The organism is Streptomyces sp. NPDC001902, assembly GCF_042891295.1.
In the GTDB taxonomy this organism is placed as follows: Bacteria; Actinomycetota; Actinomycetes; order Streptomycetales; family Streptomycetaceae; genus Actinacidiphila.
Genome location: NZ_JBIATA010000015.1, coordinates 66,511 through 90,227 on the forward strand (window position 1 = coordinate 66,511; position 23,717 = coordinate 90,227).

At 71.8% G+C, this 23,717-nt stretch carries 25 protein-coding genes; 22 read left to right on the forward strand and 3 right to left on the reverse strand.

Annotated features, from left to right (window positions below):
* The first annotated feature begins 144 nt into the window (after positions 1–144).
* Together ACFYYN_RS23930 and ACFYYN_RS23935 are read left to right on the forward strand one after the other, a co-directional pair.
* Positions 145–663: a GNAT family N-acetyltransferase gene (locus ACFYYN_RS23930; RefSeq protein ID WP_500547462.1), complete on the forward strand. Its 519-nt coding sequence runs from the start codon at positions 145–147 to the stop codon at positions 661–663.
* Positions 664–772: 109 nt separating this feature from the next.
* Positions 773–1,072, forward strand: coding sequence for a DUF4229 domain-containing protein (locus ACFYYN_RS23935; RefSeq protein ID WP_500547520.1), 300 nt, complete (start codon positions 773–775; stop codon positions 1,070–1,072).
* 145 nt (positions 1,073–1,217) lie between these two features.
* Here the strand turns inward: ACFYYN_RS23935 and ACFYYN_RS23940 are convergent, their stop codons facing one another.
* Together ACFYYN_RS23940 and ACFYYN_RS23945 are read right to left on the reverse strand one after the other, a co-directional pair.
* Positions 1,218–2,072 carry a MaoC/PaaZ C-terminal domain-containing protein gene (locus ACFYYN_RS23940; protein ID WP_500547463.1) on the reverse strand — a complete coding sequence of 285 codons (855 nt, stop codon included), beginning with the start codon at positions 2,070–2,072 and terminating at the stop codon, positions 1,218–1,220.
* Positions 2,073–2,603: 531 nt separating this feature from the next.
* Positions 2,604–2,807, reverse strand: coding sequence for a cold-shock protein (locus ACFYYN_RS23945; protein WP_354796699.1), 204 nt, complete (start codon positions 2,805–2,807; stop codon positions 2,604–2,606).
* A gap of 306 nt (positions 2,808–3,113) precedes the next feature.
* Here ACFYYN_RS23945 and ACFYYN_RS23950 point away from each other — a divergent pair, with 306 nt between their 5' ends.
* The 9 genes from ACFYYN_RS23950 (at position 3,114) to ACFYYN_RS23990 (ending at position 11,291) form a co-directional block, all read left to right on the forward strand.
* A complete protein-coding gene (locus ACFYYN_RS23950) occupies positions 3,114–3,986 on the forward strand; it encodes a menaquinone biosynthetic enzyme MqnA/MqnD family protein (protein ID WP_500547464.1) in 873 nt (290 codons plus the stop codon).
* Positions 3,987–4,129: 143 nt separating this feature from the next.
* Positions 4,130–5,806, forward strand: a complete 1,677-nt coding sequence (locus tag ACFYYN_RS23955; protein ID WP_500547465.1) for a serine/threonine-protein kinase — start codon at positions 4,130–4,132, stop codon at positions 5,804–5,806.
* Between the two features lie 53 nt (positions 5,807–5,859).
* Positions 5,860–7,059, forward strand: a complete 1,200-nt coding sequence (gene mqnC, locus ACFYYN_RS23960) for a cyclic dehypoxanthinyl futalosine synthase (protein WP_500367324.1) — start codon at positions 5,860–5,862, stop codon at positions 7,057–7,059.
* A gap of 8 nt (positions 7,060–7,067) precedes the next feature.
* Positions 7,068–7,472, forward strand: a complete 405-nt coding sequence (locus ACFYYN_RS23965) for an imidazolonepropionase-like domain-containing protein (protein ID WP_500329495.1) — start codon at positions 7,068–7,070, stop codon at positions 7,470–7,472.
* An 86-nt stretch (positions 7,473–7,558) separates the two neighbouring features.
* Positions 7,559–8,248, forward strand: coding sequence for a class I SAM-dependent methyltransferase (locus ACFYYN_RS23970; protein ID WP_499513330.1), 690 nt, complete (start codon positions 7,559–7,561; stop codon positions 8,246–8,248).
* 134 nt (positions 8,249–8,382) lie between these two features.
* Complete coding sequence (locus ACFYYN_RS23975; protein WP_499513331.1) at positions 8,383–9,672, forward strand: geranylgeranyl reductase family protein; 1,290 nt, start codon at positions 8,383–8,385, stop codon at positions 9,670–9,672.
* A 129-nt stretch (positions 9,673–9,801) separates the two neighbouring features.
* Entirely contained in the window at positions 9,802–10,266 is a 465-nt protein-coding gene (locus ACFYYN_RS23980; protein WP_500547466.1) for a helix-turn-helix domain-containing protein, read from the forward strand.
* Complete coding sequence (locus ACFYYN_RS23985) at positions 10,259–10,618, forward strand: DUF4180 domain-containing protein (protein ID WP_500534021.1); 360 nt, start codon at positions 10,259–10,261, stop codon at positions 10,616–10,618. Before ACFYYN_RS23980 ends, ACFYYN_RS23985 begins: the two co-directional genes overlap by 8 nt.
* Positions 10,619–10,922: 304 nt before the next feature.
* On the forward strand, positions 10,923–11,291 hold the full coding sequence (locus ACFYYN_RS23990; protein WP_500547467.1) for a hypothetical protein: 369 nt from the start codon (positions 10,923–10,925) through the stop codon (positions 11,289–11,291).
* 318 nt (positions 11,292–11,609) lie between these two features.
* Here the strand turns inward: ACFYYN_RS23990 and ACFYYN_RS23995 are convergent, their stop codons facing one another.
* Positions 11,610–12,392 (reverse strand): C40 family peptidase, encoded by a 783-nt coding sequence (locus tag ACFYYN_RS23995; RefSeq protein ID WP_500329501.1) that lies wholly within the window; start codon positions 12,390–12,392, stop codon positions 11,610–11,612.
* Between the two features lie 555 nt (positions 12,393–12,947).
* Between ACFYYN_RS23995 and ACFYYN_RS24000 the strand changes: the two genes are divergently transcribed.
* From ACFYYN_RS24000 to nuoK, 11 genes are read left to right on the forward strand one after another with little or no spacing between them, the layout of a single operon-like run.
* Positions 12,948–13,307: an NADH-quinone oxidoreductase subunit A gene (locus tag ACFYYN_RS24000; protein ID WP_089226370.1), complete on the forward strand. Its 360-nt coding sequence runs from the start codon at positions 12,948–12,950 to the stop codon at positions 13,305–13,307.
* Positions 13,308–13,322: 15 nt separating this feature from the next.
* The gene (locus ACFYYN_RS24005; protein WP_018558792.1) at positions 13,323–13,877 is read left to right on the forward strand and encodes a NuoB/complex I 20 kDa subunit family protein; all 555 of its coding nucleotides are present in this window, start codon (positions 13,323–13,325) and stop codon (positions 13,875–13,877) included.
* A complete protein-coding gene (locus ACFYYN_RS24010) occupies positions 13,874–14,611 on the forward strand; it encodes an NADH-quinone oxidoreductase subunit C (protein WP_499513336.1) in 738 nt (245 codons plus the stop codon). The genes ACFYYN_RS24005 and ACFYYN_RS24010 overlap by 4 nt, the downstream gene beginning before the upstream one ends.
* Positions 14,608–15,942, forward strand: a complete 1,335-nt coding sequence (locus tag ACFYYN_RS24015; RefSeq protein ID WP_500547468.1) for an NADH-quinone oxidoreductase subunit D — start codon at positions 14,608–14,610, stop codon at positions 15,940–15,942. Before ACFYYN_RS24010 ends, ACFYYN_RS24015 begins: the two co-directional genes overlap by 4 nt.
* Before the next feature lie 26 nt (positions 15,943–15,968).
* Positions 15,969–16,796 (forward strand): NADH-quinone oxidoreductase subunit NuoE, encoded by an 828-nt coding sequence (gene nuoE, locus ACFYYN_RS24020; RefSeq protein ID WP_500547521.1) that lies wholly within the window; start codon positions 15,969–15,971, stop codon positions 16,794–16,796.
* A 2-nt stretch (positions 16,797–16,798) separates the two neighbouring features.
* Entirely contained in the window at positions 16,799–18,130 is a 1,332-nt protein-coding gene (gene nuoF / locus ACFYYN_RS24025) for an NADH-quinone oxidoreductase subunit NuoF (protein ID WP_500547522.1), read from the forward strand.
* Positions 18,127–20,628 carry an NADH-quinone oxidoreductase subunit G gene (locus ACFYYN_RS24030; protein WP_500547469.1) on the forward strand — a complete coding sequence of 834 codons (2,502 nt, stop codon included), beginning with the start codon at positions 18,127–18,129 and terminating at the stop codon, positions 20,626–20,628. Before nuoF ends, ACFYYN_RS24030 begins: the two co-directional genes overlap by 4 nt.
* 35 nt (positions 20,629–20,663) lie before the next feature.
* Complete coding sequence (gene nuoH, locus ACFYYN_RS24035; protein WP_500329544.1) at positions 20,664–21,962, forward strand: NADH-quinone oxidoreductase subunit NuoH; 1,299 nt, start codon at positions 20,664–20,666, stop codon at positions 21,960–21,962.
* Positions 21,955–22,611 (forward strand): NADH-quinone oxidoreductase subunit NuoI, encoded by a 657-nt coding sequence (nuoI, locus tag ACFYYN_RS24040; RefSeq protein ID WP_500329508.1) that lies wholly within the window; start codon positions 21,955–21,957, stop codon positions 22,609–22,611. The genes nuoH and nuoI overlap by 8 nt, the downstream gene beginning before the upstream one ends.
* On the forward strand, positions 22,608–23,414 hold the full coding sequence (locus tag ACFYYN_RS24045; protein WP_500357905.1) for an NADH-quinone oxidoreductase subunit J: 807 nt from the start codon (positions 22,608–22,610) through the stop codon (positions 23,412–23,414). Before nuoI ends, ACFYYN_RS24045 begins: the two co-directional genes overlap by 4 nt.
* The gene (gene nuoK / locus ACFYYN_RS24050; RefSeq protein ID WP_499513341.1) at positions 23,411–23,710 is read left to right on the forward strand and encodes an NADH-quinone/ubiquinone oxidoreductase subunit 4L family protein; all 300 of its coding nucleotides are present in this window, start codon (positions 23,411–23,413) and stop codon (positions 23,708–23,710) included. Before ACFYYN_RS24045 ends, nuoK begins: the two co-directional genes overlap by 4 nt.
* Positions 23,711–23,717 lie beyond the last annotated feature (7 nt).

Sequence of the window (23,717 nt, forward strand, 5' to 3'; positions counted from 1 at the left end):
TCGCGCGCCGGCGCCCGCCCCCCCCCCCATTCCCCGGCCCCCGGAACGCACGCGGGGGCTTCGAGGGCTCCGCTTCACCCCGATGTCGTCCGGCGGCCGGACGCCCGTCGATCGGTGTCAGCCTCGATGCCTAGGGTGTGCGCCATGGCACTGCGCTTCACCCTCGACCCCGAGCTCACCCCCGAACTGCGGGAACAGCTCGTCTCCCTGTGGACCGACGTCTCCAACGCGGGCGGCGCCGTCGGCTTCGTCGCACCCGTGTCCCGGGCCGACGTGGCCCTCGAGGCGGAACGGCACTACGCGGCACTGTCCGGGGGCAGGGCGCGCATGGTCGCCGGTTTCGACGGCGACCGGCTGGCCGCCTCGACCTTCCTCACCTTCAACACCCACCGCCTGATGAGGCACTGGGCCTGGCTGTACACCGTGATGGTCGACCCGTCCCTGCAGGGCCGCGGGAACGGCGCGGAGTTGCTGCAGGCGGCGGAGCGGTCCGCCCGCGACCTCGGACTGGAGGGGCTGAAGCTCACCTGCCGCGGCGGCATGGGTCTGGAGCGCTTCTACGCCTCGGCCGGCTACAAGGAGGTCGGGCGTGTCCCCGCGGCGATACGTGTCGCCGCAGGTGACGACCGTGACGACATCACCATGTGGCTCCCGCTGACCTGACCCTTCCGGGCCCGTGCTTCACTGATACGGGTACGTCCGGTACCTCCCGCAGGCCGGAACGAGGGAAACGAAGGAAGTGGCTACGACCGTGAGCTGGAAGCCGAGCCCCATGCTGCGCTACTCCCTGATGCGTCTCGGCCTGTTCGCGGCCTGCTTCCTGGCCATCTGGGGCCTGGTCTACGTCCACGTGCTGCCCGCCGGGCTCGGCGACTCCAACCTGCTGTGGGTGATGCTGCTCGCGCTGGTGATCAGCGCGCCGCTCAGCTTCGTCGTGCTGCGCGGGGTGCGCGAGGAGGCCTCCGTGCAGGTCGCCGCGCGCGTGGAGCGCACGAAGGCCAACCTCGCCGCCAGCGCCTCCCAGGAGGACGAGGCGGACGACGCCTCACGCGCGGCGGCGCAGCGCGGCTGACACACCCGGGGCCGGGACGCACACCGCCGGCCACCCCGACGGCTGGGCCGTCCCCTACCGTCAGGCGCGCACCACCGGCGAGCCCTTCGCGGCCGAGGTGGACGCCCCGCGCGAAGCCGCCGCCCCGCTCACCCGCGCCCGGACCCTAGGGTCCGACGGTCCCGGTGAGATGGATCCGGTCCCCGGAGCGGACGGCGAAGGTCCTTCCCTTGCCCGGACGGGAGGGGTCCGGGGCCGAAGCCGCGTAGGTGACGGTGGCGGGCAGCAGGACGGGGGCCTTGAACTCGGCCCGCAGGGTGACCGTTTCGGCGTCCTCGGGCACGGCCTCGGCGGCGCAGCGCGCGACCGTCCACATCCCGTGGGCGATGGCGCGGGGGAAGCCGAGCGGCCGCGCGGTCAGCGGATGGACGTGGATCGGGTTCCAGTCGCCCGACACGGCGGCGTGCCGGCGCCCGATGCCGGCAGGGAGGTGCCACTGCGCCACGGCCGGCAGTTCCGCCCCCTCGGCGGCCGCGGTGCCGCCGCCGCCCGGGGCCCCGCCTCCCGTACCGCCCGCGCGGGTCCGTGCGAGGTAGCCGCTGCGGTCGCGCCAGACGACCTCCCCGCCGACGGACGCCTCGGTGACGAGCACGACCTCCACGCCCCGCCGGTGGGCGCGCAACTCCTCGGCGTGCACGGTGATGTCGGGGCGGTCGCCGGGCAGCAGCGGGCGCCGCTGGACGATCTCGATCCACGTGTGCACGAGGCCGAGCAACGGCAGCGGGAAGCTCCGCCGGGCCATCAGCCGGGCGGCGAGCGGGAAGCCGAGGACGTGCGGGTAGGTCAGCGGGAGCCGTTCCGCAGGGGGGAAGCCGCACACCTCGGCGTACGCGGCGAGCCGCCGGGGGTCCACCCGGACGCCCGGCGCGGTCACGTGACCGGCGGGCAGCGGCGCGTCGGCGGCCGGGTGCTTGCCGAGGCCGGTCAGTACGCCTCGGGCGAGGGTGAGGAGCAGGGGCATCGTGGGTTCCCGCGCGGGTCGGTGGGCGGTCGGGGGCGGACGGACGGCGGGTCAGGCGCCCGGCGGACGACCGGTGCCCGGGCCCGCGACCGGTGATCGGCCGTCTGCCTTCCCCTGACGCGGAGGTGGATCTACCTGCACGTAAGGTTACCGGAAGTAACAGCCGTGACGGCCCCGACTGGGGCACCGGAAGCGGATGCGCCGCAGGGCCGGAGCCCGTCCGGGCGCCCTGGTCTCCGACGTCGAACTGCCGGCCGGCCTCCAGCCGGCCGTGGACGATACGCATTCCACCGTTCACCGCGCCGGGTTCCTGCGCCGTTACGCCGTGCTCCGCGCCGAATTCACGGAGCGGTCGGACGGTCCCACCGCGTCCATGGAACCGCGCCGTGCGGTCGTCGTCGCCGAATTCGCACAGGGGATCGAGGTGCTTTACGCCGCGTCCCGACCGGGACCCCGCAAAGGCAGGAGCCCCGCACGACGGTGCGGGGCTCCTTGGGTACTGCTCGTTGGGTACTACGTGTCAGTCCGCGATCAGGCGGGGGAGACGTTCTCGGCCTGCGGGCCCTTCGGACCCTGCGTGACGTCGAAGGTCACCGCCTGGTTCTCCTCCAGCGAACGGAAGCCGGAGGCGTTGATCGCCGAGTAGTGGACGAAGACATCGGGGCCGCCGCCGTCCTGGGCGATGAAGCCGAAGCCCTTCTCGGCGTTGAACCACTTGACGGTTCCGGTAGCCATAAGCCCTCCTTGGGCCAAAGGGTTGCCCTGCTCCAGAACCTGCCCTGCGCACTGCAAGAAGTCTGAAAACTACAAAAGCCCGCGGTCACATGCTCCGCAGGCTCTGTACTGCAAGGGAAACCAAACTGCAACTTGCGACGACAGTAGCACGGAGCATCTGCGGCGGGGAAGAGCGACAAGATCGGTTTTCAGCCGTGCCGCGGGACGCGCGAACGCGGCGTGGACGCGCTGCCGGAATCCGATGGCCCGGCGCGGGAGGACGGTACCCGCCGCAAGATCCCGGGGGCGGGGGTCTAGCCTCCTGATGTGGACAAATCTGCGCCTCATCCCTCCGCCGGTGGTGTGCGCCGGGCCCGGCCCCGCGTCGGGCACATCCAGTTCCTGAACTGCGTGCCCCTTTACTGGGGGCTCGCCCGAACGGGTGCCCTGCTCGACCTGGAGCTGACCAAGGACACGCCCGAGAAGCTCAGCGCCCAGCTCGTCTCCGGGGACCTGGACGTCGGCCCGATCACCCTCATGGAGTACCTCCGGAACGCCGACGAGCTGATCGCGCTCCCGGACATCGCCGTCGGCTGCGACGGGCCGGTGATGTCCTGCGTGATCGTGAGCCAGGTGCCGCTGGGCGCGCTGGACGGCTCCCGGGTCGCCCTCGGCTCCACCAGCCGCACCTCGGTCCGCCTGGCCCAGCTGCTGCTCGCCGAGCAGTACGGGGTCGAACCCGAGTACTACACGTGCCCGCCCGACCTCTCGCTGATGATGCAGGAGGCCGAGGCGGCCGTCCTGATCGGGGACGCGGCGCTGCGCGCCTCGCTGCACGACGCGCCGCGGCTCGGCCTGGAGGTCCACGACCTCGGGCTGATGTGGAAGGAGTGGACCGGGCTGCCCTTCGTCTTCGCCGTCTGGGCCGCCCGCCGCGACTACCTGGAGGCGCTCCCCGCCGTGGTGCACGAGGTGCACCAGGCCTTCCTGGCCTCCCGCGACCTGAGCATGGAGGAGGTGGAGAAGGTCGCCGAACAGGCCGCCCGCTGGGAGGCCTTCGACGCCGGCACCCTCCAGCGCTACTTCACCACCCTGGACTTCTCGCTCGGCCCCGAGCAGCTCACCGGCATCGCCGAGTTCGCCCGCCGGGTGGGCTTCCCGGCGCAGGCGCGCGTCGAACTGCTGGGCGCCGGGGGCTGATCCGCGCGGCCGGCGGCAGCCCGCCGCCGGCCCGGGCCCGGGGCCCGCGGGCGCACTACGATCGGCGACGGCCCCGGCTGGGGTGACCACGACTGCCACGGGTACAACTCCACTGACCTTCCGCACCGGCGAGAGGCGCGCAGATGCAGCCCCTGCAAGCGAACGACCCCCCGGCGATCGGCCCGTACCGCCTCCTCGGCCGGCTGGGGGCCGGCGGGATGGGCCGGGTCTACCTGGGGCGCAGCCCCGGCGGCCGGACGGTGGCCGTGAAGGTGGTGCGCTCGGAGCTCGCGGACGACCTGGAGTTCCGCACCCGGTTCCAGCGCGAGGTCGACGCGGCGCGCCGGGTCGGCGGTGCGTGGAGCGCGCCGGTGCTCGACGCCGACACCGACTCGCCGGTGCCGTGGGTGGCCACCCGCTACGTCGCCGGTCCCGCCCTGTCCGAGGCGGTCGCCACCTTCGGGCCGCTGGCGCCGCAGGGCGTACGGGCGCTGGGCGCCGGACTCGCCGAGGCGCTGGAGGCCGTGCACGAACGGGGGCTGGTGCACCGCGACATCAAACCGTCCAACGTGCTGCTCTCGCTCGACGGTCCCGTGCTGATCGACTTCGGCATCGCCCGCGCCATGGACGCCACGGCCGCGCTGACCAGCAAGGGGGTCGTCGTCGGCTCGCCCGGCTACATGGCCCCCGAGCAGGTCACCGGCAGACCCACCGGCCCCGCAGCCGACATCTTCGCCCTCGGCGCGGTGCTGGCCTTCGCCGCGACCGGCCGCGGTCCCTTCACCGGGGACAGCGCGGCCGTCCTGCTCTACAAGGTCGCCCACGAGGAGCCCGAACTCGACGGCGTGCCCGATGAGTTGCGCCGGATCGCGGAGTCCTGCCTCGCCAAGGACCCCTCGGTGCGCCCGACGCCCCGCCGGCTCGCCGAACTGCTGACGGCCGGCGGCGACGCCGCCTCACTGGTGCGGGCCGGCTGGCTGCCGTCCCCGCTGACGGAGCGCCTGGGGAGGCAGGCCGTCGAGCTGCTCGACCTCGAACCGACCCCGCCCCCGGGTACGAACGGCCCGGTCGGCGGCGCCCCCGCCGCGACCGCCGGGGGGCCGGTCGGCGGTTACGGCTCGTACGGTTCGCACCCCTCGTACGGGTCGTTCGGGCCGCCGCCCTCGCTGACCGAGCCCCAGGACGCGCCGCCGTTCGCCGCCACGCCCCCGCCCGCCCCCGTCCCGGGCCGGCGGCGCGGCCGCGCCGCCGCGCTGGCCGCGACGGCGATCCTGCTGGCCGCGGCCGCCGTGACCCTGGCACTCGTGCTGCCGGGGCTCGGCGACGACGCCGGCCAGGCCAAGGGCGGTGAGCGCACCCCCTCGCGGAGCGCGGGCTCCGGGTCCCCGACGGCGTCCCCGGCCACGTCCTCGGCCACGTTCCCGTCCTCGCCGCCGGCCTCGGAACCGCGGCTGGACGCACTCCCCAAGGCCTTCGTCGGCACGTGGAAGGGCGACACCGTCACCGCCCACGGCGTGCCGGGGACGATGGAGATCACCCTCCGCGAGGGCAAGGTCGGCGCGGTCGTCGGGCGCGACAAGAGCGTGCTGGACCTGCTCGGCCAGTCCTACGACTGCAGCGGCGACTGGAAGCTCGCCGAGGCCACGCGCAAGAGCGTCGTGCTCGACACCAGCGGCGGCACCAACCCGCATCCCGGGGTCTGCTCGGACGGCTCGGCGGACGAGCGCTTCACGCTCAACGCGGACGGCTCGCTGCACTACCGCTCGGGCGACTCCCTGGCCGGTCAGCCGGAAGGGGACCTCAGGAAGCAGGGCGGCTGATCCCCTGGCGTAGGCTGGGCGAGTCCGTCACGACCCTCGGAAGGGATGCCCCGGTGAGCGAGAACGCCGACCTGCAGTCCGTCCTCGACCGTGCGGCCGACGGCGGCCGCATCACGCCCGAGGAGGCGCTCGACCTCTACCGCTCCGCGCCCCTGCACGCCCTCGGCGCCGCCGCCGACGCCGTACGCCGCCGCCGCTACGCCGGCACCGAGCACATCGCGACGTACATCATCGAGCGCAACATCAACTACACCAACGTCTGCGTGACGGCGTGCAAGTTCTGCGCCTTCTACGCCGCGCCCAAGGACACCGCCAAGGGCTGGACGCGCGACCTCGACGACATCCTGCGCCGCTGCGCGGAGACCGTCGAACTCGGCGGCACCCAGATCATGTTCCAGGGCGGCCACCACCCCGACTACGGCGTCGAGTACTACGAGAAGCACTTCAGCGCCATCAAGCAGGCCTTCCCGCAGCTGGTCATCCACTCCCTCGGCGCCTCCGAGGTCGAGCACATGGCCCGCATCTCCAAGGTGCCGGTGGAGGAGGCCATCACCCGCATCCACGCCGCGGGCCTGGACTCCTTCGCGGGCGCCGGCGCCGAACTGCTGCCGGCCCGGCCGCGCAAGGCGATCGCCCCGCTGAAGGAGAGCGGCGAGCGCTGGCTGGAGATCATGGAGGCCGCGCACAACCTCGGCGTCGAGTCGACCTCCACGATGCTCATGGGCACCGGCGAGACCAACGCCGAGCGCATCGAGCACCTGCGCATGATCCGTGACGTCCAGGACCGTACGGGCGGCTTCCGCGCCTTCATCCCGTACACCTACCAGCCGGAGAACAACCACTTGAAGGGCCGGACCCAGGCCACGCTCTTCGAGTACCTGCGGATGATCGCCATCGCGCGGATCTTCCTGGACAACGTCGCCCACATCCAGGGTTCCTGGCTCACCACCGGCAAGGAGGTCGGCCAGCTGTCGCTGCACTACGGAGCCGACGACCTCGGCTCCGTGATGCTGGAGGAGAACGTGGTCTCCTCGGCCGGCGCCAAGCACCGCTCCAACCGCATGGAGCTGATCCACCTGATCCGCGCCGCCGGCCGGGTCCCCGCCCAGCGCGCCACCACCTACGAGCACCTCGTCGTCCACGACGACCCCGCGAACGACCCGGTCGACGACCACGTCGTCTCCCACCTGTCGTCGACCGCCATCGAGGGCGGCACGGCGCACCCGGAGCTGAAGCTGCTCAGCACCTCCTGACGCCGCCGATGCTGACGATCCATTCCGGGACCGACGGCACGGCCCTGCTGGTGGACGGCGGCCTCGTCGCCGCCGTCGGCCCGCTCGACGCGCTACGGGCGGCCCACCCGGGCGCCCGTGTCCGGAGCTGGCCGGGAGCGCTGCGTCCGGGCCTGACCCACGAGGGCGGGCTCCCGCAGGCGCCCACCCCGCGCGAACGCGTGCACGCACTGCTGCTGCGCGGGGTCACCGCCGTCGCCACCGCCCCGGCCGACCCCGCGCTGCGCTCCGCCCTGGACCGCAGCGGGCTGCTGCCGGCCCGCCAGGCCCCGCCCCTGGAACCGGGCGTCCGGGCGGACTTCGCCGTCTTCGACGGGCGGGGCGCCTGCCTCGCCACCGTCGTCGGCGGCCGGCTCCTGCACCGCAGGGCCTGACCGGCCCGCCTGCCCGCCCGGCCTCCCGTGGCGGTAGCCAGGGCCCCTGCGCGGGACCCGGGGCCGCCGGGTGAACAATGGGGGGCGTGACCCGAGCCTCCCTGGACAAGCAGCCGCACGAAGTCGCCGCGATGTTCGACGACGTCGCGGCCAACTACGACCTGACCAACGACGTGCTGTCGCTCGGCCAGGACCGCCGCTGGCGCAAGGTCGTCGCACAGGCCCTCGCCGTCCGTCCCGGCGAGCGCGTGCTGGACCTGGGCGCCGGCACGGGCACCTCCTCCCTGCCCTTCGCCGAGGCGGGCGCCCACGTGGTGCCCTGCGACTTCTCCCTGGGCATGCTGCGGGAGGGCAAGCGCCGCCACCCCTTCCTCCCGCTCACCGCGGGCGACGCGACCAGGCTGCCGTTCGCCGACGGGGTCTTCGACGCCGTCACCATCTCCTTCGCGCTGCGCAACGTCCACGACACCGACGCCGCGCTGCGCGAGATGCTGCGGGTCACCCGCCCCGGCGGCCGTGTCGTCATCTGCGAGTTCAGCCACCCCACCTGGGCGCCGTTCCGCACGGTCTACACCGAGTACCTGATGCGGGCGCTGCCGCCGGTCGCCCGTGCGGTCAGCAGCAACCCCGACGCGTACGTCTACCTCGCCGAGTCCATCAGGGCCTGGCCCGACCAGCCCGGCCTCGCCGCGCGACTGCAGAAGGCCGGCTGGTCGAAGGTCGCGTGGCGCAACCTGTCGGGCGGCATCGTGGCACTGCACCGCGCGGTGCGTTGAGAGGCCGCGCGGCCCCCAAGCCGGGGGCGCCCGGCCCGCGCGCGAAAGCGGCCACATAGACTGCACCGGTCCGGTCCGGCCGCCGCCGGCTGGTCGCAGACAGGCCGCATCAGCCCAGAGCAGCGAGGAGCACCGTGACCGAGACCGCCGCTTCGGAACGCAGCGCCGATGTGATCGTCGTGGGTGCCGGGCCCGCCGGTTCGACGACGGCCTACTACCTGGCGAAGGCGGGACTCGACGTCCTGCTGCTGGAGAAGACCGCCTTCCCGCGCGAGAAGGTGTGCGGCGACGGCCTGACGCCCCGGGCGACCAAGCAACTGGTCGCGATGGGCATCGACATCTCCGAGGAGGCCGGCTGGCTGCGCAACAAGGGCCTGCGCATCATCGGCGGCGGGGTCCGGCTGCAGCTGGACTGGCCCGACCTGGCCTCGTTCCCCGACTACGGGCTCGTGCGCAAGCGCGAGGACTTCGACGAACTCCTCGCCGGCCAGGCGCAGAAGGCCGGCGCCCGGCTGTACGAGCGCTGCAACGTGGGCGCCCCGATCCGGGACGAGCGCACCGGCCGCATCACGGGCGTCGAGGCCAAGCTGGGCGAGGAGAAGACCCCGGTCACCTTCCACGCGCCGCTGGTGGTCGCCGCGGACGGCAACTCCACCCGGCTCTCCCTCCAGATGGGCCTGCACCGCCGTGAGGACCGCCCGATGGGCGTGGCCGTCCGCACGTACTTCACCTCGCCGCGGCACGACGACGACTACCTGGAGTCCTGGCTGGAGCTGTGGGACCGGCGCGTCCCGGGCGACCCGCGGCTGCTGCCCGGCTACGGTTGGATCTTCGGCATGGGCGACGGCACCTCCAACGTGGGCCTGGGCGTCCTCAACACCTCCGCCTCCTTCAAGGAGCTGGACTGGCGCGAGGTGCTGAAGGCCTGGTGCGCCTCGATGCCCGAGGAGTGGGGCTACACCGAGGAGAACATGACCGGGCCGATCCGCGGCGCGGCGCTCCCGATGGCCTTCAACCGCCAGCCGCACTACACCAAGGGCCTGCTGCTGGTCGGCGACGCGGGCGGCCTGGTCAACCCGTTCAACGGCGAGGGCATCGCCTACGCGATGGAGTCCGGCCAGATCGCCGCCGACGTCATCGTCCAGGCGCACGCGCGCGGCACCGCGGCCCAGCGGGAGCTGGCGCTCCAGTCGTACCCGCGGATCCTCAAGGACACCTACGGCGGCTACTACACGCTCGGCCGGGCCTTCGTGAAGCTGATCGGCAACCCGAAGGTCATGAAGCTGGCGACCCAGCGCGGCCTGACGCACCCGATGCTGATGCGCTTCACGCTGAAGCTGCTGGCGAACCTCACCGACCCGTCGGGCGGCGACGCGATGGACCGTGTGATCAACGGGCTGTCGAAGGTGGCGCCGCGCTCCTGACGCCCCGGCATCCGCTCGCCGCGCCGGCCCGTGCTGCACGGGCCGGCGCGGCTTTTTGCTGCCGTCACACCGTGAGAGGGGATAGGTAAACATCCCTATCGTTCCCTTCACAGGGTAGGATGCGTACTTATGGAGAGGGAGTGGCTGTCCGTCGAGCAGGTCGCGGACCGGCTCGGCCTGCACGTGCGCACGGTCCGCGGCTACATCCGCGACGGCCGGCTGAAGGCCGTGCGCATCGGCAAGCAGTACCGCGTCGCCCGGGCCGACCTGGACGCCCTCACCGGTGCACCGGCCGCCGCCGCCCGGCACCGGGTGGAGGTCTCGGCCATCGTCGAGGTCGACGGCATCGGGGCGGCCGCAGCGGACCGTCTGAGCACCCTGCTCGTGGCCGGCGCCCAGATGGCGCGGGAACCCCACGAGTTGGCCCGGGTCCGGACGGCGTACGACGACGAGCGCTCGCGGCTGAAGGTCGTGGTGCTCGGCGGCGCCGCGGCGACGGCGGACGTCCTGCGCACCGTCGACGGCGTCCTGGGAGGGGAGAACGCCATGTTCCCGGAGGAGCACACCGAGGACCCGGAGGCGGGCCGTGGCTGACGTGGTGACCGAGCGAGGGGGCGTGCCCGTCCTCGTCTGCGGCGAGGAGGGCGCGAGGATCTCCGGCGTCCAGGACGCGCTCGACGTGATCGGATCCGCCTTCTCCCGGGCGGAGGTGGTGGCCGTGCCCGTCGGCCGGTTCGACGAGCGGTTCTTCGCCCTGCGCACCGGGCTGGCGGGGGAGATCCTGCAGAAGTTCGTCAACTACCGCATCCGGCTCGCCGTCGTGGGTGACGTCTCCGCGTACACCGCGGCCAGTACGGCCTTTCGCGACCTGGTCCGCGAGTGCAACCGCGGTGACCGCACCTGGTTCGTCGACGACCTCGAAGCGCTCGACGCCCGCCTCGGCTGACCGGGCACCGGGCCCGCCCATGGGGGCGAACTCCCCGCGTCAGGACGCCCGTCGTCCCGGCCGGCGCCGCGGCCCGCCGGGCGGGACTGGCGAACTCCGCTGTCGCCGGGCCCGGTTGACGCCGGCCGGCGGGAAGGGGCGTGGGCCGGGCAGGTCGCCGATCCTTTGACATCGATGTCGTTGACATCGATGTCAGATGGGTCTGCCCCGGAGTCAGCTCGCGCCCGAAATGCGGGATTTGAGGCGTTGTGCTCATACTTTTGATCACTGCTCGGGGATCCGTGATCAAGAGAAGGGTGCAGTCATGAGCACGCGCATACACCAGGTCCTGGCCGCCGCGGCCGCATCGGTCCTGCTCGCCGGAGGGGGCGTGCTCGCCGCCGGCCCGGCCTCGGCGGCCCCCACGGACCACCGCCCGGGCGACCGCCAGGGCGACGACCGGCGGGGCGACGACCGGCGGGGCGACGACCGGCGGGGCGACGGCCGGCGCGACGACGACCGGCGGGGCGACCGGCAGGGGCAGTGCTCGATCGGGCAGGGTTCCTGGAAGCTGGAGTACCGTCCCGGACGCCTGGTGCGGGTGTCCAGCCACGGCCGCGTCAAGTGGGTCCGCACGCCGGGCCAATGGGCCAGGGTCTGGCACAGCGGGGGCCGTGACTGCCACCGTCGATGAACCCGGCGTCCGGAGCCCGGTCCGCCGCCACGGCGGAGCCGGGCTCCGGCCCGTGAGCCCCGTCCGGGGCTCCCCGGTCGTCCGGCCCCGTGTGCGGTACGTCTCCTTGCGGCGGGGCCGGACTTTCGTTTGCGGCCGCCTGCCGCCGGGCGCGCTGCGGCGGCTCCCCCTCGCGGCGGCGGGGGAGGAGGGCGCCGGGTGGCCCGGCGCACAGGTGCGTGGGTCCTGTCCGGGGCGCGGAGGACCGCACGGGGGCGGAACGGAGGAGGCCGCCGGCCCGGTGCGGGCCGGCGGCCTCCGTGGGGACGGGGCGCGTGATCAGAGCACGCGTACGGCGGACGTCGGCATGTAGTTGGACATCTGCTGGATGACGACGCCCTTGCTCGGGTTCGCCGCGTCCAGGTACTGCCCGCCGCCGATGTAGACGGCCACGTGGTAGGCGGAGCCGACTCCGCCCCAGAAGACGAGGTCGCCCGGCTGGACCGCGCTCACGGAGATCTGGGTGCCGAAGGTCGACTGCGCCTGCGAGGTGCGCGGGAGATCGACGCCGATGGTGCGGAAGGCGGCCTGGGTGAGACCGGAGCAGTCGTACGCGCTGGGGCCCGTGGCGCCGTAGACGTACGGCTTGCCGACCTGGGCCTTCAGGAAGCCTATGACGGAGGCGACGCTGCCCGTCGCGCTGGAGGAGGAGGCCAGCGCGGTGCGTCCCGCGGAGCGCGACGCGGTCGCGGTCTCGCGCGCCTTGGCGGCCTTGGCCGCGGCGCGGTCGCGCGCGTCGGCGGCGGCCTTCTTCTTCTGGGCGGCCTTCATGGCCTCGGTGCGGGCCTCCGCACGGGCGGCGTCCAGCTGCTGCTCGACGACGGTCTCGTCGATGGCGTCAGCGGCCTCCGCGGCGGTGGCGGTGGTGGAGAGGGCGGGGATGACGGGGATGCTCCCCGTGGTCGCCGGGTCGGCGGCCGAGGGCTCGGCGTTCGCCGAAGACGACATTCCGGTCAGGGCGAGCGTTCCGATGACGCCGCCGGCGACTCCTGCGCGGCGCACCCAGTTGGGGCTCTGCGCGGCGCGTCGCCGGCGGCGTATATGCGAGGTCTGAAGGGACATGAAGACTTGGGTATCAGGCCCGGTCGGTTCCGTTCAACAAAAGTGTGATGCGCCACAGTTGGCTGTCGAGCAGTGGTATTGTCCCTTTTTCGATCTTCCTTATTCAGGATGTTCTGGACATTCAAGTCCATATCCTCGTGCGCGCGTTCACGTGCCTCCGGCCGCCGTCAGCGGGGTGTTTCGCGGCTCACCCGCAGGAGTGGCAGGGCGCTATCACGTCCCCCGGTCCAGCTCCAATTTGCCTTCGATCGTCGGCGCCTGATAGTGCGGCACCCCTGTTTACCAGCGGAAACGCAGGAAAATGTGACTTCTGGTGATCGTTTGGGATTACTGAGTGAGAAGATCACCGCTCATCCCCGTTCATGATCGTTCGACTGGTGTCGGAGATCACAAAGGTCAGAGTGAACCCCGTGTCGCAGATCACAGACCAGGAGGCATAGGATGCGGGCAGTCTGGGCTTGTGAACTGCCTCACATGGAGACGATCTAGGTGGCGCGGGGCGCACGTCCGGGCACGGTCCGTCATCAGTCATCGTCGACTGGAAGGAGCGGGGACGTGAATGCCTACGCGCCCATCCTCGTGCTGGGCGGCCTCGGGGCCGGCTTCGCGATCTTCTCCGTGGTCATGGCCTCCATCATCGGCCCGAAACGGTACAACCGGGCCAAGTTGGAGGCGTATGAGTGCGGCATCGAGCCGACTCCGCAGCCAGCCGGGGGCGGCCGGTTCCCGATCAAGTACTACCTGACGGCGATGCTCTTCATCGTCTTCGACATCGAGATCGTCTTCCTTTACCCCTGGGCCGTCACGTTCGACGCCCTCGGGGTCTTCGGGCTCGTCGAGATGCTCCTCTTCGTGCTCACCGTCTTCGTCGCCTACGCCTACGTCTGGCGTCGCGGCGGCCTGGAATGGGACTAGGGGCGGAGAATAGCCATGGGTATTGAAGAGAAGTTGCCGAGCGGCTTCCTGCTCACCTCCGTCGAGGCGGCGGCCGGCTGGGTCCGGAAGGCCTCGGTCTTCCCGGCCACGTTCGGCCTCGCGTGCTGCGCCATCGAGATGATGACGACCGGGGCCGGGCGGTACGACCTGGCCCGTTTCGGCATGGAGGTCTTCCGCGGGTCCCCGCGCCAGGCGGACCTGATGATCGTGGCCGGCCGGGTGAGCCAGAAGATGGCCCCCGTCCTGCGCCAGGTCTACGACCAGATGCCGAATCCCAAGTGGGTGATCTCGATGGGGGTCTGCGCATCGAGCGGCGGGATGTTCAACAACTACGCCATTGTGCAGGGTGTTGACCATGTGGTGCCTGTTGACATTTATCTCCCCGGATGTCCGCCCCGTCCCGAAATGCTGATGGACGCGATTCTCAAGCTCCACCAGAAGATCCAGCACAGCAAGCTCGGCGTGAACCGCGAAGAGGCCGCGCGCGAGGCGGAGGAAGCGGCGCTGAAGGCGCTGCCGACGATTGAGATGAAGGGGCTCCTCCGATGACGGATTCCCCGGACACCCCGAACCCGGACAAGGACGTCAACGCGGCCGGGCTGCCCGGCCAGCGCGGCGACCACGGGGAGGCGATCCGCGTCCAGCGCGGCATGTTCGGTGCCCGCAACGGCGGCGACACCTCCGGGTACGGCGGCCTGGTGCGCACCGTGCGACTGCCCGGGGCGGCGAGCCGGCCGTACGGCGGCTGGTTCGACGACGTCGCCGACGAGCTCGAGGGCGCCCTCGAGGAGCAGGGGCTCGTCCCGGACAACGCGATCGAGAAGGTCGTCGTGGACCGCGGCGAGATCACCTTCCACGTCGCGCGCGAGCACCTCCCGCTGGTGGCCAGGACCCTGCGCGACGACCCCGCGCTGCGCTTCGAGCTCTGCACCGGCGTGAGCGGCGTCCACTTCCCCGAGGACAAGGGCCGCGAGCTGCACGCCGTGTACCACCTGCGCTCGATCACCCACAACCGGCTGATCCGGGTGGAGGTGAGCGTCTCCGACGCGGACCGGCACGTCCCGTCGCTCGTCGAGGTCTACCCGACCAACGACTGGCACGAGCGCGAGACCTACGACTTCTTCGGGATCGTCTTCGACGGCCACCCCGCGCTGATGCGGATCATGATGCCGGACGACTGGCAGGGCCACCCGCAGCGCAAGGACTACCCCCTCGGCGGCATCCCCGTCGAGTACAAGGGCGCCCAGATCCCTGCTCCGGACCAGCGGAGGTCGTACTCGTGAGCACTCACCACGCACCCCGGCAGGCATCGGAGCGGGAGACCACCGAGGGCCGGGTCTTCACGGTCACCGGCGGCGACTGGGACGAGCTGTCCGAGACCGTCGGCAAGGCCGACGACGAGCGCATCGTCGTCAACATGGGCCCGCAGCACCCGTCGACCCACGGCGTGCTCCGGCTGATCCTCGAGATCGACGGCGAGACGGTCACCGAGGCCCGCTGCGGCATCGGCTACCTCCACACCGGCATCGAGAAGAACATGGAGTTCCGGACCTGGACCCAGGGGTCCACGTTCGTGACGCGCATGGACTACCTCACGCCGTTCTTCAACGAGACGGCGTACTGCCTGGCGGTGGAGAAGCTGCTCGGCATCACCGACGCGGTCCCGGACCGCGCCTCGGTCATCCGCGTGATGCTGATGGAGCTCAACCGCATCTCCTCGCACCTGGTGGCCATCGCCACCGGCGGCATGGAGCTCGGCGCCACCACGATCATGATCTACGGGTTCCGCGACCGCGAGATGATCCTGGACGTCTTCGAGCTGATCACCGGCCTGCGGATGAACCACGCGTACATCCGCCCCGGCGGCCTCGCCCAGGACCTGCCCCCCGGCGCCGTGGACCAGATCCGCGAGTTCGTGAAGAAGTTCCGCAAGAACCTTCCCGAGTACGACAAGCTCGCCACCGGCAACCCGATCTTCAAGGCCCGTATGCAGGACGTGGGCTACCTGGACCTGGCCGGCTGCATGGCGCTCGGCGCCACCGGCCCGATCCTGCGCTCCGCGGGCCTGCCGCACGACCTGCGCAAGTCGCAGCCGTACTGCGGGTACGAGAACTACGAGTTCGACGTGCCGACCGTCGACACCTGCGACTCCTACGGCCGCTTCCTCATCCGCCTGGACGAGATGCGGGAGTCGCTGAAGATCGTCGAGCAGTGCCTGGACCGGCTGCAGCCCGGCCCGGTCATGGTCGCCGACAAGAAGATCGCCTGGCCCGCGCAGCTCGCGCTCGGCCCGGACGGGCTCGGCAACTCGCTCGACCACATCAAGAAGATCATGGGCACCTCCATGGAGGCCCTGATCCACCACTTCAAGCTGGTGACCGAGGGCTTCCGGGTCCCGGCCGGCCAGGCGTACGTCGCCGTCGAGTCGTCCAAGGGCGAACTCGGCGTCCACGTGGTCAGCGACGGGGGCACCCGCCCCTTCCGCGTCCACTTCCGCGACCCGTCCTTCACCAACCTGCAGACCATGGCGGCGATGTGCGAGGGCGGCCAGGTCGCCGACGTCATCGTCGCGGTGGCGTCCATCGACCCCGTGATGGGAGGCGTCGACCGGTGACTGAGGTATCACTCGGCATCCCCGCGATGCCCGCGCCGGACTACCCGGCCGACGTACGGCAACAACTGGACGCGGACGCGGCGAAGGTCATCGCGCGCTACCCCGGCAGCCGCAGCGCCCTGCTGCCGCTGCTGCACCTGGTGCAGGCGGAGGAGGGCTACGTCTCCCGCACCGGGGTGCGCTTCTGCGCCGAACAGCTGGGGCTGACCACGGCCGAGGTCACCGCGGTGGCCACCTTCTACTCGATGTACCGGCGGGGGCCCTCCGGCGAGTACCAGGTCGGGGTCTGCACCAACACCCTTTGCGCGGTCATGGGCGGCGACGCGATCTTCGACGAGCTCAAGCAGCACCTCGGCGTCGGGAACGGCGAGACCACCGACGACGGCAAGATCACGCTGGAGCACATCGAGTGCAACGCGGCGTGCGACTTCGCCCCCGTGGTGATGGTCAACTGGGAGTTCTTCGACAACCAGGACCCCGCGTCGGCCAAGCGGCTCGTCGACGACCTCCGCGCCGGCCGCACCGTCGAACCCACCCGCGGCGCTCCGCTGTGCACGTACAAGGAGACGTCTCGGATCCTCGCCGGGTTCCCCGACGAGCGCCCCGGCGCCGTCGAGGCGAGCGGCGGCGCCGGCCCCGCCTCGCTGGCGGGCCTGCGGCTCGCCCGCGGCGAGTCGCTGCCGGGCTCCGGGGCCGGCGTGCCCCGGCAGACCTCCGCCCCGCCGCAGGACGAGACGCCCCCGGCCCACCCCAGCTCCCACGACGCTCCGTTGGACTCCGCGGTCTCCGACCCGGAGCACCCGGCGGGACCGGTCACGCAGGAGCGCCCGACGGAAGGTGAGGAGGACCGGTGACCATGGTCGACTCGGCGGAGAAGGTGCTGGCACCCGTTCTCTCGGCCTTCTGGGACGATCCGCAGTCCTGGACCCTCGACACGTACCGCCGCCACGAGGGCTACGAGGGCCTGCGCAAGGCGCTGGCCCTGCCCCCGGACGACGTGATCGCCCTCGTCAAGGAGTCCGGCCTGCGCGGCCGCGGCGGCGCGGGCTTCCCCACCGGGATGAAGTGGCAGTTCATCCCGCAAGGCGACGGCAAGCCGCACTACCTCGTCGTCAACGCGGACGAGTCGGAGCCCGGCACCTGCAAGGACATCCCGCTGCTCTTCGCCAATCCGCACTCGCTCATCGAGGGCATGGTGATCGCCTGCCACGCGATCCGCTCCCACCACGCCTTCATCTACCTGCGCGGCGAGGTCGTCCCCGTGCTGCGGCGGCTGCACCACGCGGTGGCCGAGGCGTACGAGGCCGGACTGCTCGGCAAGAACATCCTCGGCAGCGGCTTCGACCTGGAGCTGACCGTTCACGCCGGCGCCGGCGCGTACATCTGCGGTGAGGAGACCGCGCTGCTGGACTCCCTGGAGGGACGCCGCGGCCAGCCCCGGCTGCGCCCGCCCTTCCCGGCGGTCGAGGGCCTGTACGCCTGCCCGACGGTGGTCAACAACGTGGAGTCCATCGCCTCGGTGCCGTCGATCCTGCTCAAGGGCAAGGACTGGTTCCGCTCGATGGGCAGCGAGAAGTCCCCGGGCTTCACGCTGTACTCGCTCAGCGGCCACGTCGCCAACCCCGGCCAGTACGAGGCCCCGCTGGGCGTCACGCTGCGCCAGCTGCTGAACCTCAGCGGCGGCATGCGGCCCGGCCACCGGCTGAAGTTCTGGACCCCGGGCGGCTCCTCGACGCCGATGTTCACCGACGAGCACCTCGACGTCCCGCTGGACTACGAGGGCGTCGGCGCCGCGGGCTCCATGCTCGGCACCAAGGCGCTGCAGTGCTTCGACGAGACGACCTGCGTGGTGCGGGCCGTCACACGCTGGACCGAGTTCTACGCCCACGAGTCCTGCGGCAAGTGCACCCCCTGCCGCGAGGGCACCTACTGGCTCGTCCAACTGCTGCGGGACATCGAAAGCGGGGCCGGCACGTTGGCGGACCTCGACAAGCTCGCCGACATCGCCGACAACATCAACGGCAAGTCCTTCTGCGCCCTCGGCGACGGAGCGGCCAGCCCGATCTTCTCCTCCCTCCAGTACTTCCGCGACGAGTACGTGGAGCACCTGGAGGGCCGCGGCTGCCCCTTCGACCCGTCCAAGTCCACGGTCTGGGCCGACAAGTCTCACCTGGAGGTGAACGCGTGACCGTCACGACCAACGCCGCCTCCGGTGAGGCGGCGGTGCCGCCCGAGGACCTGGTGTCCGTCAGCATCGACGGCGTCGAGATCTCCGTGCCGAAGGGCACCCTGGTGATCCGTGCCGCCGAACTGATCGGCATCGAGATCCCGCGCTTCTGCGACCACCCCCTCCTCGACCCCGCGGGCGCCTGCCGCCAGTGCATCGTCGAGGTCGAGGGCCAGCGCAAGCCGATGGCGTCCTGCACCATCACCTGCACCGACGGGATGGTCGTCAGGACCCAGCTCACCTCCGACGTCGCGGACAAGGCCCAGCGCGGGGTGATGGAGCTGCTGCTCATCAACCACCCGCTGGACTGCCCCGTCTGCGACAAGGGCGGCGAGTGCCCTCTGCAGAACCAGGCGATGTCCGCCGGGCAGGTCGACACCCGCTTCGAGGGCCGCAAGCGGACCTACGAGAAGCCGGTCCCGATCTCCACCCAGGTGCTGCTGGACCGCGAGCGCTGCGTGCTGTGCGCGCGCTGCACCCGCTTCTCGCAGCAGATCGCCGGCGACCCGATGATCGAGCTGGTGGAGCGCGGCGCGCTGCAGCAGGTCGGCATCGGTGAGGGCGACCCCTTCCAGTCGTACTTCTCCGGCAACACCATCCAGATCTGCCCGGTCGGCGCCCTGACCTCGGCGGCCTACCGCTTCCGGTCCCGGCCCTTCGACCTGGTCTCCTCGCCGAGCGTGTGCGAGCACTGCGCGGGCGGCTGCGCCACCCGCACCGACCACCGGCGCGGCAAGGTCATGCGCCGGCTCGCGCAGGACGACCCCGAGGTCAACGAGGAGTGGATCTGCGACAAGGGCCGCTTCGGGTTCCGCTACGCGCAGCGCCCCGAGCGGCTCGCCACCCCGCTGGTCCGCAACGCCGACAGCGGTGAACTGGAGCCCGCGAGCTGGCCCGAGGCCCTGGAGGCCGCGGCCCGCGGACTCGCGGCGGCCCGCGGCCGCACCGGCGTGCTGACCGGTGGCCGCCTTACCGTCGAAGACGCGTACGCCTACGCCAAGTTCGCCCGCGTCGCCCTCGACACCAACGACGTCGACTTCCGGGCCCGCGCCCACTCCGCGGAGGAGGCCGACTTCCTGGCGGCCGTCGTGGCTGGCCGCGGCCGGGACCTGTCCGGCGACGGCGTCACCTACACCCTGCTGGAGAAGGCCCCCGCCGTCCTGCTGGCCGGACTGGAGGCCGAGGAGGAGGCGCCCGGCGTCTTCCTGCGGCTGCGCAAGGCCTGGCGCAAGCACAAGCAGCGCACCTTCGCGCTGGCGCCGTTCGCCACGCGCGGCCTGGAGAAGGCGGGCGGCACCCTGCTGCCCGCCGCGCCCGGTACCGAGACCGAGTGGCTGGACGCCCTGGCCAGTGGCGTCGGCCTGGACGGCAACGGGCTGACCGCCCACGAGGCGCTGCGCGCCGAGGGCGCGGTCGTCCTGGTCGGCGAGCGGCTGGCGGCCGTCCCCGGCGCGCTGACCGCGGTCGTGCGGTTCGCCCAGGCGTCCGGCGCGCGGCTGGCGTGGATCCCGCGCCGCGCGGGCGAGCGCGGTGCCGTCGAGGCGGGTGCCCTGCCCGGGCTGCTGCCCGGCGGCCGTCCGGTCACCGACCCGCGGGCCCGCGACGAGGTCGCCGGGGTCTGGGGCGTGACCACGCTCCCGTCCCGCCACGGCCGCGACACCGGCCGGATCCTGGAGGCGGCGGCGAGCGGCGAGCTCGGTGCACTGCTGGTCGGCGGCGTCGAGCCGGCCGACCTGCCCGACCCGGCCCGGGCCCGCGCGGCCCTGGACGCGGCGGGCTTCGTGGTCAGCCTGGAGCAGCGACCCGGCGAGGTCACCGACCGCGCCGACGTCGTCCTGCCGGTCGCCGCGGTCGCCGAGAAGGCCGGAACCTTCCTCAACTGGGAAGGCCGGGTACGGCTCTTCGAGGCCGCGATCAAGCCGGCCCAGCAGGTCCAGCGCCACCAGTACCCGGACGCCCGGGTGCTGACCATGCTGGCCGACGCGATGGACGTCTCCCTGGGCCTCGCCGACGTCCGCTCGGCCCGCGCCGAGCTGTCCCGGCTCGCCCCGTACGAGGGCCCGCGCGCCGAGGCGCCGCAGGAGACCGGCCGGCCGCTGCCGAAGCCCGGCAGCGGCGAGGCGGTCCTCGCGGGCCACCGGCTGCTGCTCGACCGGGGCCTGCTGCAACAGGGTGACGAGGCCCTCGCCGGCACCCGCCACCCGGCGGTCGCCCGCCTCTCGGCGACGACCGCTCAGGAGATCGGCGTCGCCGAGGGCGAGCTGATGGAGGTGACCGGCCCGCTGGGCTCGGTCCGGCTGCCGCTGCAGGTGACGGCGATGGCCGACCGGGTCGTGTGGGTGCCCCTCAACTCGGCCGGCGGGGGAGTCGTCTCGGACACCGGCGCCCTGCCGGGCCAGGTCGTCCGGATCGCCCCGGCCGCCGTGGACGCCGCTGCCGCACCGGAGGTGACCCCGTGACGGGACTGACGACCCTCGCCGCCGAGGACCTGTCCATGTTCGGGCGGGACCCGTGGTGGCTGATCGCGATCAAGGCGGTCTTCTGCTTCGCGTTCCTGATGGTGACCGTGCTCTTCTCCATCGTGTGGGAGCGCAAGGTCGTCGCGTGGATGCAGCTGCGCATCGGCCCCAACCGGCACGGTCCCTGGGGCATGCTCCAGTCGCTCGCCGACGGCATCAAGCTGATGCTCAAGGAAGACCTCGTCGTCAAGAAGGCCGACAAGGTCGTCTACGTGCTGGCCCCGATCGTGGCGGCCATCCCGGCCTTCATGGCGGTCGCGGTGATCCCCTTCGGCCCGGCCGGCAACGAGATCTCGATCTTCGGTCACCGTACGCCGATGCAGCTCACCGACCTGCCGATCGGCGTCCTCTACATCCTGGCCACCGCCTCCGTCGGCATCTACGGCATCGTGCTGGCCGGCTGGTCGTCCGGCTCGACGTACCCGCTGCTCGGGGGTTTGCGCTCCTGCGCGCAGATGATCTCGTACGAGATCGCGATGGGCGTCGCCTTCGCGTCGGTCTTCCTCTACTCCGGCTCGATGTCGACGTCGCAGATCGTCGCCCAGCAGGAGGACCGCTGGTACGTCCTGCTGCTGCCGGTCTCCTTCATCATCTACATCGGCACGATGGTCGGCGAGACCAACCGTGCCCCCTTCGACATGCCCGAGTCCGAGGGCGACCTGGTCGGCGGCTTCAACACCGAGTACTCGTCGATCAAGTTCGCGCTCTTCATGCTCGCCGAGTACGTGAACATGGTGACCGTCTCGGCGGTGGCGACCACCCTCTTCCTGGGGGGCTGGCGGGCCCCGTGGCCCATCAGCACCTTCTGGGAGGGCGCCAACCACGGCTGGTGGCCGCTGCTGTGGTTCGTGGTGAAGGTGCAGCTGCTGCTCTTCTTCTTCATCTGGCTGCGCGGCACGCTGCCCCGCGTCCGCTACGACCAGCTGATGAAGCTGGGCTGGAAGGTCCTGATCCCGGTCTCGATGGTGTGGCTGATGCTGGTCGCCACCGTCCGGGCGCTGCGCAACGAGAACTACGACTTCCAGTCGATCGTGCTCTACGTCGGCGGAGGAATCGTCCTGCTGCTCCTGGTCTCGCTGGTCTTCGACGTCTTCCGCGACCGCGGCGAGAAGGCGAAGGAGGCGGCCGAACAGGCCGGGCCGCAGGAGCCGTTCGATCCCATGGCGGGCGGGTACCCCGTGCCGCCGCTGCCCGGCCAGGAGCTGCCGCCCGTCCCGCGGCGGCCGTCCCGCGCGGAGCGTCAACTCGTAGGCAAGGAGGCCGACGATGCCTGAGTTCCTGGGCCCGGTCGCGGGCTTCGGCGTGACCTTCAAGGCCATGTTCAAGAAGCGGCTGACCGAGCAGTACCCCGAGGAGAAGAAGCCGACCGCGCCGCGGTTCCACGGCCGCCACCAGCTCAACCGTCACCCGGACGGGCTGGAGAAGTGCGTGGGCTGCGAGTTGTGCGCCTGGGCCTGCCCGGCGGACGCGATCTACGTCGAGGGCGCCGACAACACCGACGAGGAGCGCTACTCGCCGGGTGAGCGCTACGGCCGCGTCTACCAGATCAACTACGCCCGCTGCATCCTGTGCGGGCTGTGCATCGAGGCCTGCCCGACGCGCGCGCTGACCATGACCAACGAGTACGAGCTCGCGGACAGCAGCCGCGAGTCGCTGATCTTCACCAAGGAGCAGCTGCTCGCGGGCCTGGAGGAGGGCATGGTCGACAGCCCCCACGCGATCTTCCCCGGCATGGACGAGGGCGACTACTACCGCGGCGCGGTGACGCACGCGGCCCCCGGGACCGAGCGTCAGGTCGCGGTCTCCAAGGGCGAGAAGCCGGACGAGACGGTGGAGGGCGAGCGGGACGGCGACGGCACGGCGGGCACCCAGGTCCCCGCGACGGGCGGCGCCGCTCCGGCCGGGACGGGAGGCGAGGCATGAACGACGTGACCACGCTGACGACGCTGGCCGCGTACACCACCTCCACCGGGGAGGCGGTCCAGTTCTGGGTGCTCGGCACCGTCGCGGTGCTCGGCGCGCTCTCGACCGTGCTGATGAAGAAGGCCGTGCACAGCGCACTGTCGCTGGCCGGGACGATGATCGTCCTGGCGGTCTTCTACCTGGCCCAGGGCGCGTACTTCCTCGGCGTCGTCCAGATCGTCGTCTACACCGGCGCGATCATGATGCTCTTCCTCTTCGTCGTCATGCTGGTCGGCATCACCGCCGCCGACTCGCTCAAGGAGACGCTGAAGGGGCAGCGCTGGCTGGCCGCCGGAGCCGGCATCGGCTTCGGCGTGCTGCTGATCGCCGGCATCGCCAACGCCTCGATCAAGAACTTCCAGGGGCTCGGCCAGGCCAACGCCGGCGGCAACGTCGAGGGACTCGCCTCGCTGATCTTCACCAAGTACGTGTGGGCCTTCGAGATCACCGGCGCGCTGCTCATCACCGCCGCGATCGGCGCGATGGTCCTCACCCACCGCGAGCGCACCGAGGCCCGCGCCACCCAGCGCGAACTCGCCGAGCGGCGCGTGCGCGAGGGCAAGCAGATCACCCCGCTCCCCGCGCCCGGCGTCTACGCCCGCAACAACGCGGTCGACGTCCCCGGCCTGCTGCCGGACGGCACGGTCTCGGAGCTCAGCGTCAGCCCGACGCTGCGCGGCCGCGGCCAGTACCGGGACGTGTCCGCGGAGGCGGTCGACAGGGTCGCCGAGCTGGAACAGCGCTCCGAGGAGGCGTCGAAGTGAATCCGGTCAACTACCTGTACCTGTCGGCGCTGCTGTTCACCATCGGCGCGGCCGGGGTGCTGATCCGGCGCAACGCGATCGTCGTCTTCATGTGCGTCGAGCTGATGCTGAACGCCGCCAACCTGGCGTTCGTCACCTTCTCCCGCATGCACGGCAACCTCGACGGCCAGATCATCGCCTTCTTCACGATGGTCGTCGCCGCCGCCGAGGTGGTCGTGGGCCTGGCGATCATCGTGACGATCTTCCGCTCCCGCCACTCGGCCTCGGTCGACGACGCCAGCCTGATGAAGCTCTAAGGGGTAG

What these genes read in the sequence shown, in the direction of transcription:
- ACFYYN_RS23930 (WP_500547462.1), top strand. Translation starts at nt 145, where the DNA reads ATGGCACTGCGCTTCACCCTCGACCCCGAGCTCACCCCCGAACTGCGG.
- ACFYYN_RS23935 (WP_500547520.1), top strand. Translation starts at nt 773, where the DNA reads ATGCTGCGCTACTCCCTGATGCGTCTCGGCCTGTTCGCGGCCTGCTTC.
- ACFYYN_RS23940 (WP_500547463.1), bottom strand. Translation starts at nt 2,072, where the DNA reads ATGCCCCTGCTCCTCACCCTCGCCCGAGGCGTACTGACCGGCCTCGGC.
- ACFYYN_RS23945 (WP_354796699.1), bottom strand. Translation starts at nt 2,807, where the DNA reads ATGGCTACCGGAACCGTCAAGTGGTTCAACGCCGAGAAGGGCTTCGGC.
- ACFYYN_RS23955 (WP_500547465.1), top strand. Translation starts at nt 4,130, where the DNA reads ATGCAGCCCCTGCAAGCGAACGACCCCCCGGCGATCGGCCCGTACCGC.
- ACFYYN_RS23965 (WP_500329495.1), top strand. Translation starts at nt 7,068, where the DNA reads ATGCTGACGATCCATTCCGGGACCGACGGCACGGCCCTGCTGGTGGAC.
- ACFYYN_RS23980 (WP_500547466.1), top strand. Translation starts at nt 9,802, where the DNA reads ATGGAGAGGGAGTGGCTGTCCGTCGAGCAGGTCGCGGACCGGCTCGGC.
- ACFYYN_RS23990 (WP_500547467.1), top strand. Translation starts at nt 10,923, where the DNA reads ATGAGCACGCGCATACACCAGGTCCTGGCCGCCGCGGCCGCATCGGTC.
- ACFYYN_RS23995 (WP_500329501.1), bottom strand. Translation starts at nt 12,392, where the DNA reads ATGTCCCTTCAGACCTCGCATATACGCCGCCGGCGACGCGCCGCGCAG.
- ACFYYN_RS24005 (WP_018558792.1), top strand. Translation starts at nt 13,323, where the DNA reads ATGGGTATTGAAGAGAAGTTGCCGAGCGGCTTCCTGCTCACCTCCGTC.
- ACFYYN_RS24010 (WP_499513336.1), top strand. Translation starts at nt 13,874, where the DNA reads ATGACGGATTCCCCGGACACCCCGAACCCGGACAAGGACGTCAACGCG.
- nuoE (WP_500547521.1), top strand. Translation starts at nt 15,969, where the DNA reads ATGCCCGCGCCGGACTACCCGGCCGACGTACGGCAACAACTGGACGCG.
- nuoF (WP_500547522.1), top strand. Translation starts at nt 16,799, where the DNA reads ATGGTCGACTCGGCGGAGAAGGTGCTGGCACCCGTTCTCTCGGCCTTC.
- nuoH (WP_500329544.1), top strand. Translation starts at nt 20,664, where the DNA reads ATGTTCGGGCGGGACCCGTGGTGGCTGATCGCGATCAAGGCGGTCTTC.
- nuoI (WP_500329508.1), top strand. Translation starts at nt 21,955, where the DNA reads ATGCCTGAGTTCCTGGGCCCGGTCGCGGGCTTCGGCGTGACCTTCAAG.
- ACFYYN_RS24045 (WP_500357905.1), top strand. Translation starts at nt 22,608, where the DNA reads ATGAACGACGTGACCACGCTGACGACGCTGGCCGCGTACACCACCTCC.